The sequence below is a fragment of the Waltera intestinalis genome, from assembly GCF_009695995.1.
Taxonomy (GTDB): Bacteria; Bacillota; Clostridia; order Lachnospirales; family Lachnospiraceae; genus Acetatifactor; species Acetatifactor intestinalis.
On sequence record NZ_VUMU01000015.1, the window covers coordinates 14521 to 31166 of the forward strand.

Annotated in this window: 15 protein-coding genes; all 15 read right to left on the reverse strand. The window is 36.9% G+C overall.

What is annotated here, in order from left to right; all coding sequences use genetic code 11:
* Window positions 1–96: 96 nt before the first annotated feature.
* A complete protein-coding gene (locus FYJ59_RS11125) occupies window positions 97–1416 on the reverse strand; it encodes an ATP-binding protein (RefSeq protein WP_154497240.1) in 1320 nt (439 codons plus the stop codon).
* A gap of 220 nt (window positions 1417–1636) precedes the next feature.
* Entirely contained in the window at window positions 1637–2863 is a 1227-nt protein-coding gene (locus FYJ59_RS11130; RefSeq protein ID WP_154497242.1) for a tyrosine-type recombinase/integrase, read from the reverse strand.
* Window positions 2864–3002: 139 nt separating this feature from the next.
* Window positions 3003–3224: a DUF6462 family protein gene (locus tag FYJ59_RS11135; RefSeq protein WP_154497244.1), complete on the reverse strand. Its 222-nt coding sequence runs from the start codon at window positions 3222–3224 to the stop codon at window positions 3003–3005.
* Between the two features lie 12 nt (window positions 3225–3236).
* A complete protein-coding gene (locus FYJ59_RS11140) occupies window positions 3237–3809 on the reverse strand; it encodes a hypothetical protein (RefSeq protein ID WP_154497246.1) in 573 nt (190 codons plus the stop codon).
* 212 nt (window positions 3810–4021) lie between these two features.
* Window positions 4022–4813, reverse strand: a complete 792-nt coding sequence (locus FYJ59_RS11145; RefSeq protein WP_154497248.1) for a hypothetical protein — start codon at window positions 4811–4813, stop codon at window positions 4022–4024.
* A gap of 74 nt (window positions 4814–4887) precedes the next feature.
* Complete coding sequence (locus tag FYJ59_RS11150) at window positions 4888–5223, reverse strand: helix-turn-helix domain-containing protein (RefSeq protein WP_154497250.1); 336 nt, start codon at window positions 5221–5223, stop codon at window positions 4888–4890.
* Between the two features lie 339 nt (window positions 5224–5562).
* The gene (locus FYJ59_RS11155; protein WP_154497253.1) at window positions 5563–5808 is read right to left on the reverse strand and encodes a hypothetical protein; all 246 of its coding nucleotides are present in this window, start codon (window positions 5806–5808) and stop codon (window positions 5563–5565) included.
* 144 nt (window positions 5809–5952) lie between these two features.
* On the reverse strand, window positions 5953–6555 hold the full coding sequence (gene lexA, locus FYJ59_RS11160) for a transcriptional repressor LexA (RefSeq protein ID WP_154497257.1): 603 nt from the start codon (window positions 6553–6555) through the stop codon (window positions 5953–5955).
* A gap of 128 nt (window positions 6556–6683) precedes the next feature.
* Window positions 6684–9251: an AAA family ATPase gene (locus FYJ59_RS14305; protein WP_154497259.1), complete on the reverse strand. Its 2568-nt coding sequence runs from the start codon at window positions 9249–9251 to the stop codon at window positions 6684–6686.
* 30 nt (window positions 9252–9281) lie between these two features.
* The gene (locus tag FYJ59_RS11170) at window positions 9282–10262 is read right to left on the reverse strand and encodes a helix-turn-helix transcriptional regulator (RefSeq protein WP_205839526.1); all 981 of its coding nucleotides are present in this window, start codon (window positions 10260–10262) and stop codon (window positions 9282–9284) included.
* Between the two features lie 79 nt (window positions 10263–10341).
* Window positions 10342–11091 carry an HNH endonuclease gene (locus FYJ59_RS11175; protein WP_154497263.1) on the reverse strand — a complete coding sequence of 250 codons (750 nt, stop codon included), beginning with the start codon at window positions 11089–11091 and terminating at the stop codon, window positions 10342–10344.
* 17 nt (window positions 11092–11108) lie between these two features.
* Window positions 11109–11786, reverse strand: a complete 678-nt coding sequence (locus FYJ59_RS11180) for a DNA/RNA nuclease SfsA (RefSeq protein WP_154497265.1) — start codon at window positions 11784–11786, stop codon at window positions 11109–11111.
* A gap of 5 nt (window positions 11787–11791) precedes the next feature.
* Window positions 11792–12436: a hypothetical protein gene (locus FYJ59_RS11185; protein ID WP_154497267.1), complete on the reverse strand. Its 645-nt coding sequence runs from the start codon at window positions 12434–12436 to the stop codon at window positions 11792–11794.
* A 55-nt stretch (window positions 12437–12491) separates the two neighbouring features.
* Window positions 12492–13958: a PglZ domain-containing protein gene (locus FYJ59_RS11190; RefSeq protein WP_154497268.1), complete on the reverse strand. Its 1467-nt coding sequence runs from the start codon at window positions 13956–13958 to the stop codon at window positions 12492–12494.
* A 2-nt stretch (window positions 13959–13960) separates the two neighbouring features.
* A complete protein-coding gene (locus FYJ59_RS11195; RefSeq protein WP_328597235.1) occupies window positions 13961–16633 on the reverse strand; it encodes a DEAD/DEAH box helicase in 2673 nt (890 codons plus the stop codon).
* Between the last annotated feature and the right edge of the window lie 13 nt (window positions 16634–16646).

Sequence of the window (16646 nt, forward strand, 5' to 3'; positions counted from 1 at the left end):
TGTTTTCATTGTATTCTGCCCTGTTTTTCAGGTTTTAATTCATAGTTTTTGCCCCGTTTTTACAAAAAATCTGCTAATCCACTTCTCCCACATCAATCACATCTTATCTAACAAAAATGCCATATACAACGGCAATGTAAGAATCTGATTCTCATTACCCACATTATAATCACCTAATTTTATCGCACTTTTAACATGATACTTTTCCGGATGATTTAAAATCGTTCTTGTACTCTTGGTATTACCATTTGTTGCTTTTACTTCTACCAACGTACACTCACCCTTATATCTCATAACAAAGTCGATTTCCAAACCGGAATCTTTATGGTAGTAATATAATTTACGTCCCATTTTAGAAAAGATATCTGCTATTAAATTTTCAAAAATAGCCCCCTTATATCCATACAGTTTCCCCTGCAAAATATCATACTGTGTGCCGTCCTCCAGCATACTGATAAACAATCCACAATCTTTCATGTATACCTTAAAAACATCTTCTATTGCATTACCATCCAAAGGTAATTCGGTAATAGATAAATTATAACACCTAGATATAATCCCTGCATCTTCTATCCATTGGAGACTTCCCATGTATTTTGATGCTGTAGAACCTTTTTTAATGACAGCATATTGAAACTTTTTATTCTCCTTACTTAATTGCTTTGGAATAGACTGAAAACATTCTTTGATTCTGGATTTATCTGCTTTTTCAGCATATTTCACCATATCGTCCTCATATGATCGAATAATATCACGCTGAATACTAAGAACATCATTCATTTGCTTCGTATTAACAAAGGTTTGTACAACATCAGGCATACCACCTACAACCGTATATTGCAATAAAAGCTGCCTCATTTTGTTATGAATCGCCTCCTGAACAGGTTTAGCCTCTTCCAGACACTTTCTTAACATATTTATTATTGGTTCTCCAATATCATTTGCCCAAAGAAATTCCTCAAAATCTAATGGATACATATCGATCACTGTCTCATATCCTACCGGAACAGATCTAGGTTCTTTTCCATATCCCTTTACCCCTAACAATGAACCGGTACCTATCACATCAAAGCGACCATCCAATTGAAAAAACTTAAGTGCGGTTCTTGCCTCCGGACACTCCTGGATCTCGTCAAGAATAAGAACGGTTTCTCCCGCTTCAAATACTGCACCTTTTCCTAACAATGCTGAAAGCATCATAATAATGTTGTCAATTTCTAGTGAGCCTGAAAATACTGAAGCATAGTCCGGATTTTCAAAGAAATTTAAATACACAACATTCTTGTAATTATTCTTAGCAAATTCCAATACAGAGAAAGTCTTTCCACATTGTCTGCAACCTTTGATAATCAAGGGTTTATGCTCCTTAGCATTTTTCCAATCTATAAGTTTCTGTTCAATTTTTCTTTTCAACATAACAAAATCAACTCCTTTTATTATAGTATATTTACTTTTAACAACTTTTTCAAGGGAGTTTTTTCGAAAGAATGTATATTTTTTTATCCAGATTTTTTCATACCATGCAACTTATAGTTACATATTTATCCAAAATAAAACAAAAGGCCAGAATCCCATTATGAATTCCAGCCTAACTTTATTTAATCTTCTGTGACCTCTGTAACAGTCATCTTTAACATTACTTAATCATAATCTTTCCATTTAAGGTTGCAAAAACCTCCTGCTTCTTCTCCGCAGTACATTCTGCATAGATATCCATAGTAGTCTGAATATCAGAATGCCCCATTACCGACTGGATTACTTTAAGATTCGATTCATTCTCACAAAGCCTTGTACAGAAAGTATGCCTCAAATGATGACATGAAAAATGTGGAAGCAACAATGGCTCTCTATTTTCCTTCTTGGCAGTTTCCTCTTCTTTCTTATTATAATCTTCATAAATTCTTTTAATGGCTCTGTTCACAGATTCAGGTGTGTAAACATTACCTTCACCGGTGGAGAATACAAACCCACTAAAGCCATCGATTTCATTATTACCAAAGCCCAGGACCTTCTGGATCTGATACTCTTCTAAAAAAGCATCATATACTTCATCAATCATTGGAATCGTTCTTTCACCTGCCTCAGTTTTAGGTGTTGATATATGAACAACACATCCATTATTAGGCTCCGGCCTGTAGATTAAAGTTTTACATACTTTGATAATTCTCTTTTCAAAATCCAAGTCACTCCAACAAAGGCCTAAACATTCACCAATACGCATCCCTGTTCCAAGAAGAACTGTGATTACCGGCTCCCATCCGTGAAACTCATAATTATTACAAAGGTGATTCATAAATGCCTTCTGCTGTGGAGCAGTCAAGGCATGACGCTGACGCTTAAACGCCGCAGAATTCTTTTTAATTTCAGTCATTACACCATCGGATGGATTCTTTCGAATCAAATCATCCCTTACTGCCAGATCAAATGTTGGATGAAGCTGCGTATGAACATTGTCCAGAGTATTCGCCTTCATTCCCTGCTCAAACATGAGCCAATTATAGAATTCCTTTACATCAGAATACTTAATGGTTGCAATACGTCTTTTACCAAAAGTGTCTCTCACAAAATGATCATAACAATAAATGTAATTATTCCTGGTAGATGGTTTTAAGTTATACTTCTGGGCCATGTACTTATCATACATTTCATTCAGAGTAATCTTATCAGCATGCGCAGAATCCAAGCCATCCTCCATATCCCTGCGCACTTCTTTTTCAATATCTCTCAATGCCACTAAAGTCTTTGCATATCTATAGTGACGTTTTCCTCTCTTATCTTGGTACGAAAAACAATAACGACCATCCGCTCTTTGAGTTTCTCCTGTTCTAAGAGCATAACCTTTTGAATCTTTTCTTGATGCCATATCTTCCTCCTGATTCGCCAGAGGAATAGCTTTTTTACGCGTTCACCATAAATATATATGGTGCAAAATGCTTTTTCAAGAGCTATTTTATGCCAAATTTAAGCTATTCCTTCATGATTGTTTATGGTTGTCCATAGAGTTATTCTTCCTCTAAAAAATGTTCTAAATATTCATCAATTTTTTCCACATTATAAAGAGCTGACTTGCCAATCTTGTATTTTGCCTTGGCATCCTTAGCAATTCTTTCAAAGGTGTGGATTCCCATTGAATAGAGTGCAGCTCCCTCAGCTGCTTTATAAAATTTCTTTCCTGCAATCTGCAAGCCTTCTACATTTTCAGGCATCTTTCTATAATATCCCATCTTTATCTCTCCTTATCGTCTACAATTCAGTTCCATACATTCGATTACATCATCTCTGATAAATTCTTTTAGATATTTAATTCTGCGCTTTATCGTGTCGTAGGAGAGATTGAATTCACAAGCCATTTCCTTAATAAACTTTCTCTGTACCAGGAACGCCTTCATAAGCCGGCAATCTTCATCATCCAAATCCTCCACGCATTCTTCAATAAGTTCATAATCATCCTTCATAATACTGATGATTCTAATATCAGCTTCATATTCAGAAGCATTATCAATTCCTCGTAACATTCCTTCATCAACTACTCCTGTAGTAAAGGCTTCCTCCAGCGTTACATTTGCAATAGCTTCATCAGCTGTAGTGTCACTTAGATTAGAAGTCTGAACTCTTACTCCAAGTTCGCCTCTGGCATGACTCCTGATATATTCTCGTTCAGCCTTTATCTTGTACTGTGTCTTCTTCTCCATCTTGCGAATTACCTTAGGGAAAATATGATAATTGGCAAATACAATTTCCAATCTTCCCTGTGGATCTGCAGTTCTGTATGATCCAATTAAATCTCTATCATTTGCTTTAGTTTCCATCGTGTATCTCCTGTAAAACAATATTTCGATGTACTAAAGCCAACCGGTTTGCTTTTTGTATCTCGATTACAAATATTATTCTACGGATAATCACGGAGAAAATCGTTACCCAAAGCTCGTACTTTATGTACGATTTCCTCGTACCTTCACAAAAAAACAAGACAGACTCAACCACTGAGTCTGCCTCTACATCTGAACATGCAATATAAAATTTACTTATTTCCTCTACTCTTTTGATATGCAGGATTATTTGGATTCATTTGATTAGCTCTATTATTTGCCGCAGCTCTAGAAGCCGAGTTATTCGGATTCTTTTGATTAGCATGATTATCCATCTGCTTCTGAGTATGGTTATTACCTGATACCTTGCTCATTTTCTGTCCTCCTTTTTCAGTATAGACAGTATTTACTGCTTCAAGGTAAATATGAAAAGAATCTATTTCCGGATGCTTATTCTTATTCTTTAAGTATAGTGATGCTAATCGGTCCTTACCATTATGGCTAAAAATATAATCTTCCTTCTTAGATGCATCATATAACAAAGCAATCTCTTTAAGTTGATATTCTCCAGATTTCCTATCAACAACCAATCTACAGTACTGACCGTTATTATTTCTTATCAAAATACCTAAATCCAAATTATAGTTTTCTTCCGAATGTTCAAACCTTATAACAGATTTTCTTTCTCTCCCATAGAAAAACAAATCACCTGCAATATCATCAAATGCTTTTCTAACACGCCCTCTTAATCCCTGGAGATTATTTCGAACATCTTGCGGTACCTTTGAAAAACAAATATTATAATCGAGATCAAAATGACCGTCCTCATCAGCAGTTACCAGATTACTCTTTACACTACCAACAGTCATAATAGAGGCCTTCATACCATATTTTTCTTCCATTACATCAACTAGTTCCTCAAGAATGTCCTCTACCTCGGCTTGGGGACCGGAGAGTCTTTTCTTACTTACATATGTGTACATACTGTCTCCTTTCTTTCCCAAGCCTCCCATCTAGCTGTGCACCGCTAAATCATTATAAAATACTCCCAAATACGTAAGTTTGTCAATACCATATTTTAGAAATTCATCTGTGCAGCTAATTTTATTTGGTTAAGTAGCAATTCTTTCACCTTTTCATCTTTTATAGAACTCAATACAGCAATTACACTTTCACTAATCGGATCTGATTCCTTTTCAAATCCCAATAAATAATCCGGAGTTGTAGCAAGGCAATTCGCTAAATCTACAAGAACACTACTCTTAATATCTGATGCATCACGCTCATAAGTCGAAATTGTTGTCTTTGGAACAAACATTTTTTCAGCTAACTGCTCCTGCGTATATCCCATTCTAATTCTCTGTGCCTTAATTCTCTGTCCTAAAGTATTTTCTGCTAATGTAATATTGTTCATTCTCTTCACCTTCCCGGTGCCCGAAAAACGGAAGCAGACCGGATATAAGGTGTTTTGGGCCACACTTTAACAAGGCTCCCTCTGTACTGTACAAAAATAGAGCCCACAAAACGTTCTCCAAATGGCTTTCACTAATAGATACACTTCTACCAGTAAATATGGTCACTTCCGTTTTGTAGGCTCCTAATGTCTCATTTTGTACAAATACAGCTCTTATCACAAACTCTTGACTTCCTGACGAACCACATAGGTCTTACCGCCTTTTGCTGCCTTTGGTCTCACCCAGGAAATCTCATTCTATTCAATTTTTACTATATCTGCGTGTTACGATTCAAGTTATTATTTTGCTTTTCTCATCCTGTTAAGATAGGTCATAGCTCTCACCCTCATCATATATTCTGGATCCTGCTCGCTCTCTCTTCTTGATTCAAATACAATAACCTTGCCATTCTTAATAGATACTACTACGTCCTTACCACAACAAGGACAAATCATCTCTGACTGTGCTATAGCTGCTTTCTGTAAAAAGGTCCCACATCCTGGGCAGAAAGCCAACTGTAATTCTTTGCGTGCTGTTTCACTCACCAATGAATTCCTCCAAACATAAAATATAATTTGCTCGTGCGGATTCAAGGGAATCGAATCCGTTGATGAGTCTTCCCTGCAGCCGAGTTCCGTCGCATGGATAAGCATGCCGACTGCAGGAAATCAAATATGAACTTGTAACAATTACTCCAAGGATTTAATTACCTTAACTGCCACCCCCTGGATCACACATTCCGGAACAATGATATCTTCCATTGTTTTATTCTCCGGATGCAATCTGATGCAATGGTTCTTCTCATCCACAAAGAATCTCTTAAGTGTATTCTGATTATCTACAAGAGCGACAACAATCTGACCATCCTTGGCCACTGACTGCTTACGGATTAATACTAAGTCTCCATCATCAATTCCGGCTTCGATCATGGAAGTACCGTTAGCTCTTAAGAAATAAAATTCACCTTTGCCAAACATGGACACTGGCAGGGTTACAAACTCTTCCGCATATTCCTCCTCAAGCTGAGGCACACCACAGGATATGGATCCGAGTACTGCTACGCTGGTTAATTCCACATTTGCCTTTTCGATCTTATCAGTAAGTACATTCTCACCATCATATCCAATCATGCCCTGATCTCTCATAGCGACTAAATACTTATAGGCTGTACTCTTAACAATACCGAGTGCTTCCGCAATTTCCCTTGTGGACGGTGAGTGGCGATTTGTTAAATAATATTTTTCTACGAAGTCTTTAATCTGCATCATTCGATCATTTGACTTATGTCTCATACGCCGCTCCTTTCTAAAGGAAACTTCCCGTTTCCTATAAGAAAGTATATCCGAATTTATGTTCGACGTCAATCATTTTTTGACCGCAAAATAATAGCTGGGCAAAAATTCGCCCAGCCATTATTTTATTACGCATTTATTCGCTTTGTATAATCTCTAATCCAAGCATTAAAGTTATCAATATCATTTATAACTTCATCTAAATCCATCGTTATCAATCCACTGTCTTCTGGTTGCGAATGTTCACCAAAGGAATACTTTGTCATCATATTGTCAATAATCTGGCAATCAGCTGAAGTAATGCGATCCATTTTTAATAACTTCCCTGTCATTATTCTTCTGCTAAATCTTTTTACCATTTGCTGAAACAATATATCCTCAACCGAGCGTTCTACACAGATACGTAATTGTTGCGAGATTCGACTGCAGCTATCTACATATTCATGTGAATAAGGATCCATCTTCTTGGTTTCTCTTATCCTTCCTTGAATACCCACTAATTGAGTAGCAATCTTACCATGATATGTTTCCTCAAAATCAGAAACACCTTTCCCTGTAGTGGTACCTCTTATATGTCTCTCGCAAAATAGAACACCTTCTTTTTCACACTGCTCACTTATACCTACCAATAATGAAATTCTATGTGTAAACACAATAACCTGTCGATTTTTTGCCAATTCAACTATACGTTTAGTAGCTGATTCTTCATAATTGTAATCTAACGATGAAATAGGATCATCTATTACAATAGGTGTAAGTTCATCTCGGCCTGTTGCATCTGCAAAAAAAGCTGCCAAAGCCACTATTCTTTGCTCACCTTCACTTAATATATCCTGTGGATGCTTTCGAGCCTTATCTTCTGTATCTAATACAACCTTATATGGTGATTTTCCTTTACTAGATTGTCCCTTTTCAAGCTTTACCCTCAAGTGTGGCGCTAATTTTCTCAACTCACTTGAAAACCGTTTTATATATGCTTCTGATATTAATTGTTCCGCTAAAGTATTTGATTCATTAGATATACGATTTGTTTTAAGTAAGGATTTTGCTTCATTTAATAGAGCTTTTTTCTTCTCATTGTTAATCAAACCATTAATGACATCAATTTGAGAATTGACCCACTTCCGATACTGCATATCTTCAAACTCTTTTTGAAGTTCTTTTCTTTTTTCAATATCTAGATTTTCTTTTAGTTCGCTTATCTTTGAAACAAGTCCATTCACAACAGATTCAACTTTATCAATTATTTCAATCGTATCAATCGATTTTATCTTAAAATATACTGAACATGTATCTTCACATGCTATCCATTGCTCAATTAACTTATAAAAATTCACAATTTCTTCTATGAAGTCTTTTTCAAATAATTCTTGAAGCATATTATCTACAATAGCTGAAGACAATGTATGTTCTAATATTCTCTGTAATTTTTTTTCATATGTTTTTTTTGCTTCCTGATAGTCTTTATTACAACTTCCATTGACATATTCGTCCACAGAACTAAATCTTGCTAAAACGTCCCCCTTAACCTCTTGTAGACAAAGCGGGCATATAGAACCTTCTTTTGCAAACGAATTCTTATTTATCTCGTGCAAACAGCTTTCATAGTAACTTTTCCCATACTTCCACAACGAAGTCCACGCTTCAACAGAAACACTTATTTTATCTTGTTCATATGCGTTTTCAGAAAACAATCTCTGAGCAAGTTCAAACTGCTCTTTTTTCGCCATGTAATCATCATAGGCAATTATTAATTCATCGCGTTTATCTCCTAATAATGCTTTCTTCAATTGATTCATATCATCTAAAACACTATTCAATTGATGCTTTTGGTTGCCCAAACTTTTAATTGCATTTTCGACTTGACTAATATCAAGAAGCCTAATCAATTCAGCAATTCTCTTGTCATCTGCTTCCTTCCAAGATAAACACTCTGATGGTATACAAGTCTTATCTGAAATCACATTTAACCAACCAATTTTATCATTACGAGATAAATCCCCAGGAATTTTGATAACAGATTCCGGAATACTTGCAATTCTTTCTTTTATTGTAAATTCAATTCTGCTAGCAATATCAGCCAATTCTTTCAGAACAGAAAATATAAATGGTTCATATGAAACACTATTTGAACTTGTAATATAAGCTCCAGATATTCGGGTATCAAAAACATCACACTGGGATAGATTCGTATTACTACTATTCGAAGATAAGTCACAAGGAATACTCTCATCTTTAGAATCTACAATAATATTAAAAACGCACGATGGATTATTACCGCTACTCTTTTTATAAACATTTTTTTGAATAACCTCTGCATAGGGATTACCTGTAACATGCTTAAATATACGCATAAATCCAGACTTTCCAGCACCATTTAGGCCATACACAACTGAAACGCCTGATTCACCAAAAGAGAGTTCAGCATTATCAGCCAATGCATTTACATTAGACACATTATTAATACTCACTATAGACATCTTTGTTTTATCATTTGATTGTCCCAATTGCTTGTCACCGATGGTTTTATGAACGATGTCCTTTTTTTGAATTTCATCAATACACATCTGAACATATGCACTAATCTGTAAATCATCGACTTTTTGATTATTATATATTCTCCATGTTGCATCTTGAAGCCAACATGGTTGCTTTTTCAACCATTCACCAAATTGAATATATGCGTTAGTTTCCACAAAACTCCTCTTTTCTTAAATGATATATTTTTATCCAATGACACTTCTCGCCATCTCGATGTATGTGTTTTTTACATTTTCCGGACCAACAATCTTCATCTGCTCAGCAAATCTAAAACACCATGCATAAAAAGTCTTACTAGTAGATACATTTACAACAGCCTTGAACTGTTCATCTGAAACACGCTCCGTTTTAATGTTTTCACCAAACTTATCAATAACGCTCTTCATAAGTTCATTATCACACAGGAGCTCCACTTCCTGTGGTTCCCCATCAAACATCTCGATAACAATCTTTGCATAATCAGACATATCAAAGTCTGCTGGTTCCGGAATAATATCATCATCCATTATTTCCAGATCAACAATACGATCCACACGGAAGGTAACAACCTTTTCGCGTTTCTCCGAATATCCAACCAAATAATAGAAATCATCATTCCATAGACAGCCATATGGACTGTTAATGTAAATCTCTCCATCATTTCTCAGAACCTTATGCTTATCAGCATCAAATTCTCCATACTGAAAACGAACCTTTTTCTTATTCTGAATAGCCTGTATAAGCATATCTACAACATAATAAAGATGCGGATTATTAGCTTTGATTCTATCTCCGGTGAATATTCTTGGAGTAATCTGCTCCTTTTCGTATTCGCTGGCCATAGCTGTCAGCTTTCCAATTAATTGCTCGCTTCTAGCAGCACTAATAAATCTTGATGAAGATACTGCATCCACGAGAAGTTTCAACTCCGGTATTTCAAATTCCCTAGAAGCCATATAAAATGAATTTCCTCTAGAAACATTTGTAATAATATCCATACCAAATTTATTAAGGACATCAATGTCATCCTTAATGGTCTTACGATTTCCGGGATAACCCTGACGAGTCATCTCGTCTATAAGTTCCTGCGTTGATACTGGATGTTGCTCATCAGTATACTTATATAGGTAATCTCTAAGCGCTAAAAGGCGACCTTTTTTATCTTGTTTTGTCTTTTCTTCTGCCATAAGCAGTGCCTCCATAAAATCTATCCTCTATTTACTGTTCAGACTATTTACAATTTTGTAATAATTTCAATTAAATTCTTTAGTTCGGAGGAATCCACCCTTCATCATAATGGACAGAACTAATAAATGATTTTCCATTTCCTATTACTAAATATGTTACTCCGTCTCTAATGACAAAAGGCTGATTTTTTTCTTCCTCAGTTAATACTATAGCCGGAGCTTCTATAATTCGCTTATCACAGTAGCGAAGGCCATTTAAGGAGAATCCATTACTTTCCTCATATTGAGTTAAAATAGACTCAGCATCTAAAATCACCAACGAATAATCACAATTATACAAAAGCTTAATTGCATTTATGTAATGCTCCTGCCCATTTGCATCCTTTGTTACAATCGTATCATTACAACCAATCGTGATTTGATAACAGCCAGTGTCAAAATCTTTAAACAAGGATATCGCAATACGATGTTCTAACTGCTTACTTTCCTTATCCAAATACATTCCCTTAGCAACATTTCTATTGTGTTTTAAAAATTCAAGATTACTTATCCTGCAATCCATATGATTATTATTCATATGGTCTACAACATATCCTTTGGCAGTCAGTTTCTCAAGCACATCTTGTCCATACCATTTAGAAACCATGTATCGATGCAAACCACCTAAAGTTGCATTTGTCGGATATCCCTTATCATTAAGAGACCATGTATACTTTGTCAATTCAGCATAATAATCTTCTCGATATGTTGCAAAGGCTAACGACTCCCATCCATCACGATTAATGGTAATAGTATTCCCATCTAGTGAAAACGTATTTTTTGATGCCACAAGCACACCACACTTTCTTACTGTTTTTCATAAAAATTAATTCTACTATAGATTTCTGGCCTCATATCCTTTAATCGAATCGAAAAACCTTTAACTTTCATTCCTTTATCCAGACAAGCTCTAAACAACTGACAATATCTCCCATAGTCATTATTTAATACTATTGATTTCACTTTTGGATTCAAGGACATAACTATGTAGATGACCTTATATCCTTTGTCTAAAAGCTCTGATAGCTTTTCCAGTTGTTGTTCTGCTCTTACTGACGTCATTGAAGGAAATTTGCCTTCCTCATCAAAGGAAAGCAGTGTCTTTACCTCAATAAGTGTATTGGTATCGTCTATGTATAAATCCGTCTTATAACCTTCTATTACCTTTTCTCTATATATCTTCTTTCGCTTTCCTAAGAAAGAAAAATATCTTCTTTGCAGTTGAGCTTCCAGTACACGATTAGCCTCTGCCAGATTAAGAAGAACGTAATATTTTCCAAGTCTGGCCGCATACACGGAAAACTTGGTTCGAGCATTTATATTCTCTACAGGTTGAAGTACAACCTCTTTACCGGTCAAATCAACCAGCTTACTAATTTTACAAGAAACAGGGATATAGCATTCTACATCTTTGTTATCAACAACAACATCGCACAGAAACCTTGTCTTTTGTTCTCTTAAAAAAGTCCCTTTTATGTACTCCACGCGAATTACTCCTTCAGAGTAAAGGACACTTCGCCACCGAACCCAGTCATAGTATATCGGTCTTCATTCATCAACATCTCTTTACTAACCTGGTACTTAAACGGAAACAGAATATAAAGATTACCAAGTTCTGTATAGGAATAGTAACTGCTTCCATCCAACTTCATTCCCTGAGTAATCACAAAATTAAGCACCGCCTCCGTCTGAACCGGAATCTTATGAAGAATATATCTTGTCTTGGTTTCATTGCGAAGAATATCCATCTCCTTAAGTGTCAATGTGATTCTTCTCGTAGTAGCTTCAAGAGTTCCTCTTTCTCCCCAATCATCATAAAGCTTTTGCTTAAGCGCAGGATTTGTAACTTCTTCCTGGAACTCAAAGAGCTTGCCCATAATCTTACATACATCCGCAAAAACAGGATATGTAAGACACAGCATACAGTACTGAATTGCTGCAGACTGCTCCGGGTATTTATCCAATAAAGTTCTTGCCTCTGTTCTTGTTGCATCAAGCTCCTCTGATGGATAATACCAAACATTCATCAGAATCTCTCTGGTCTTTCTAAGTCTTGTAGGACTATCTATCTCAAAGGAAAGATACTCATTCATTTTTTCTTTATATTCAGCTTCAGGAAGATTTTCCTCCAGCATCTGCACTGCCTTGTTTAACCAAGGTAATCGTATACTGCACGCATATCCAACCATTTTAGCCATTATTATCCACCGCCTTTATCTTGATAAACGGAACAATCACCTCATCGATAGTAATTCCTCCGTGACTCATCACTTCATCACCTTTGGCATCAAAGGATTCTCCAACACCACAAATCAAGTAATCAAATTGTTTATCCAGATAGTATCCTGGATATTCAATCAGATTCTCATATTTTTCTAACAGACCATCCTTATTGGCAAAGTCCTTAAGAACAATCATTCTTCGGCTCTTTGTTTCTGTTTCAACGCCTGTCTTCATCAGCTTACCCATACCGGTACAAGGTGTGTTGCCGTGATCAGCGCTAATATAAACATCAAAGCCCTGGGCAAGCATTCTTCTTACAGTATCTACAAGCTTATGCTGATCAGCCAAGACCTTGATATCGTTATACATCCCGAGTCTGCCTTGCAGCTGTCCGTGAACCATATCATCCACGTCATTGATGATAATAGCTGCACATTTTACAGCTGGACCAAAATCAGCATCATAACCTCTCTCGTAACCAATCTGCGCCTCTGTAAAACCAAGGTTCTTAGCACATTCGATGAATTCCTTCTTTTCTTTGCTCTGGCTCCAAGGATTCTCCAGTTCCTTTGGAAACTTATTCGACAGCAAACACTGTCTTGATATAGAAGTTACCGTAGGAATCATCGCCATTGATTGAGCTTTTTCATAATGAATACCAGAAAATGACTTTGATATAATACGCCAGTCAAACTCAGACATACCGTCCATAACAATAAATACGAATTTCTTGCTATGGTCAGTAATATATTCCATCGCCCGGCTTACGAGCACCGGTGCTGAAGGATTCATCTCAACAGACAGTTTTCCAAAACTCTTTAAAATAAAATCCACGAAAGAGAGATTGGCATCTTCTATATCCACCGGGATTCTGTACTGTTCTGACAGCACATGAATTTCGGATTTCAGCTCTGCAATTGCAAACCAATCCTTATAAGTCTTCGCTTCATTCACGGCAGCTTTTAACTGTTTGCAGAGCAATTTCACATATTCTCTGATATTGCTCTTTCCATAGACTATTTCTTCAAGGAACTCCTTTGTATCCTCAGCGTCCGTCAAGTCAGAAAAATTCTTTTTATACGCCATACAAAGCAAATCATAATTAAGCTCCTGTGTTTTCTTCACAACCGAAGCATTTATCTTCGGAAATAGATTTGCAATGCTAACCTTATAAACTCTAAAGCACTTTTGGACATCATAAGGGATATATGTTCCTGGTGCTGCGATCATAAGTATCTGGGAATCACCAGACTTTACAATGTCCTCATACTTTACTCGATAGACCAAATCATTCTCATAGTGAATAATCTGAAAGCCCTTTCCAGCAAAATAGGCGCAGTATTCTGTTTTATCCTCTAAAGAGTCCTCTTCGATAAGAAGGACATGTTTTTCATAGGCTGCTGAGGATTTTTCATACAGCAGATCTGCAAACATATCTACGCCTCCAATCTAACCAGTAATGCTAATCGGAAATCAGGATATACCTGCTTCCCTTTTTCAAAAGCCCTTTCTATTTCTTCGCGCTCTTTCTCTAAACGAGTCAGACGTGACTTCCTAATATTTTCAATTCCAATATGATCCGCAGCCTCTGTTCTTAACTGCAACGCATATTTATACTTGTTATAGCTTTCCTGGTTCTTCTGTAATTTCTTTTCTTTTAATTCAACAAATGAATCATAAGCAAAATCCATGCTCATCTTCTCAAGTCTCTGATAATCCTCTGATGAAAGATTAGAAACTGTTTTAACAGTAAGTCTGGAATGTGCGTCTAAAAACTGTTCCATAATTCGCTTTCCAGCCATCGGTCTAAGCACAAAGGATTCATTCACAAATACAGGAATAACTCTCTGATTACTTTCATCATCAGAAATGGATAATTCCCAAAGCATAAAATAGCCTGCTTCATTTGGAAAATCTTTGATGCCAACGGATAAAATAGGTGAAAACTTATCCTGAATAATATCCGTCTTAAGATGCCTTGTAATCTCTGCATCAGTCATTCCGATGCGGTCAATCAAAGTAGACTCTACGCCCTGCCAGCCATCATAATAAGCAAGCATAAGACGAAGGGCTGCATCAACATCAAAGTTGGATTCCTGACCAACCAATTCAGTAAGATCCTTCTCTTCTCTGATAACATCCTTATACTCTCTGGAGTACTTTAACTGCTGCCGCATCTCAGTCTCAATTGGCTTGATGCTTTCTTCCATCTTATAAGGCTTCGCAATAGTGTTCATGTAGGCATCAGTAAAGTCGCATTCAGCCACTTCACTATCCAACACATCTGAATATTTATCTACGCCCATCTCCTGTAAGATAACAGACAGCTTTTCTTCCAATACATCACGAACACGATTCTCAACCGTGTCTGTAATAATGAAATTGTAAATATGGACATCTCTCTTCTGACCGATACGATCAGCACGACCACAACGCTGCTCAATCTTCATCGGGTTCCAAGGCAAGTCATAATTGATGATGATATTTGAGAACTGAAGGTTCAAACCTTCTCCACCGGCATCAGTAGAAATAAAGATACTGGTCTTTTCTCTGAATTCTCTGAGAGCCTCATTTCTTTCATCTATGCTCATGCCACCGTTTAAGATGGTGACTGTATAGCCTTTATTTACAAGCAACTTCTGCAAATACTTCTGTGTTGCAACAAACTCAGTAAAGATAATTATCTTCTGGCTAGGATCTTCTGACTGAAGTGCATCTATTGTATTGGTAAGATGTTCCACCTTAACATCTGGATGCTGAAACTCTGCCTGTTTCGCAACAGAAATGATAAGCTCCAATTCCGCAATCTCTGCTTCCATATCAAGCGAAATAGCCTCCAAAGCCTCTTCAACACCGTCCTCAATATCAAGTTCCGCCAAGTCTTCTTCGGTCAAATTACCAAGGTGTGTACTCTGTGTTTTTAAGGCAAGCAAACGGCGTTCCAGGCTCTGTCTAACAGCTGCAGTACTACTAGTAACCATTCTCTGCATGATAATCAGCAAGAAGATTAAGCACATATTCTTCTTGCGATTTCTTAATGCCTTGTTATAGGTCTTCGAAACATAATCTGTAACCAGCTCATATAATTCACGCTGCAAAGTATGTCTCTCATCCCAGTTAAGGGATACCAAATGAGTCACTCTGTTCTTAAACAGCTTGTTACCATTATTATCGATAGCTTCCCTCTTTTCGGTTCTGATAAGATATGGAGCGACCTGCTCCTTAACGATTGACTTTGCATTCGGGAAGGCTTCTTCATCGAGCAGTCTTACCAACCTTAAGAAAGGCTCTGTCTTTCCATTGTGAGGCGTAGCAGATAACAGAAGAAGATACGGACTTGCCTGTGACAGCAAATATCCAAGCTTGTATCTTGCAACCTCTCCGGAAGAACCAGCTACACGATGGGCCTCATCGATAATTATCAAATCCCATCCGCTATTTATAATCGAATAGATTCTTTCTTCGTTATATTTCTCAACCTTTTCCGCCGTCCATCCAGCATGCTTTTCAATAGGCTTGATGGAATCCATCGGAGATATAACCTGATCATACTGTCCATAAACATCTTCATTATCAGTCAGCCTGCGGATAGTATCATAGTCTGAAGGCAAAATGACATTGAACTTCTCATGAAATTTCTCCTGCATTTCTGATGCCCACTGTGTAACCAAGCCTGTAGGACACACAACCAGGACACGTTTCACAAGTCCTCTTGCCTTCAATTCTTTGATAACCATTCCGGCTTCAATAGTCTTTCCAAGACCAACCTCATCAGCCAGAATGTATCTGATATTATTGCTTTCCATTGCACGATTAAGTACATGTAACTGGTGTGGAAGCGGAATTACACCGCTTGCTAAGGAAGACAGTAATCCACCTGCTGTCTCATTTTTTATCTTAGATAACAGCGTTACATACCGCAGATAATTTTCATCATATGTATTCGTGCCGCCATCTTTATTCAGCTGTTCTTCCGTAGCCTTATATACAATCCCTGTTGAAGGATTGAAAACCCGATATGATGTATATCCCCAGGCTTCAATCCTTTCAAGAACTTGTACATTGGCACCGGTAACCGAATCGAACGCAAAATCACCGGTTTCTAACACTGTTATCTCCTCC

Coding starts and splice junctions, on each gene's coding strand:
- FYJ59_RS11125 (WP_154497240.1), bottom strand. CDS start 1,416: ATGTTGAAAAGAAAAATTGAACAGAAACTTATAGATTGGAAAAATGCT.
- FYJ59_RS11130 (WP_154497242.1), bottom strand. CDS start 2,863: ATGGCATCAAGAAAAGATTCAAAAGGTTATGCTCTTAGAACAGGAGAA.
- FYJ59_RS11135 (WP_154497244.1), bottom strand. CDS start 3,224: ATGGGATATTATAGAAAGATGCCTGAAAATGTAGAAGGCTTGCAGATT.
- FYJ59_RS11140 (WP_154497246.1), bottom strand. CDS start 3,809: ATGGAAACTAAAGCAAATGATAGAGATTTAATTGGATCATACAGAACT.
- FYJ59_RS11150 (WP_154497250.1), bottom strand. CDS start 5,223: ATGAACAATATTACATTAGCAGAAAATACTTTAGGACAGAGAATTAAG.
- lexA (WP_154497257.1), bottom strand. CDS start 6,555: ATGAGACATAAGTCAAATGATCGAATGATGCAGATTAAAGACTTCGTA.
- FYJ59_RS11170 (WP_205839526.1), bottom strand. CDS start 10,262: ATGGCAGAAGAAAAGACAAAACAAGATAAAAAAGGTCGCCTTTTAGCG.
- FYJ59_RS11185 (WP_154497267.1), bottom strand. CDS start 12,436: ATGCTGGAGGAAAATCTTCCTGAAGCTGAATATAAAGAAAAAATGAAT.
- FYJ59_RS11190 (WP_154497268.1), bottom strand. CDS start 13,958: ATGTTTGCAGATCTGCTGTATGAAAAATCCTCAGCAGCCTATGAAAAA.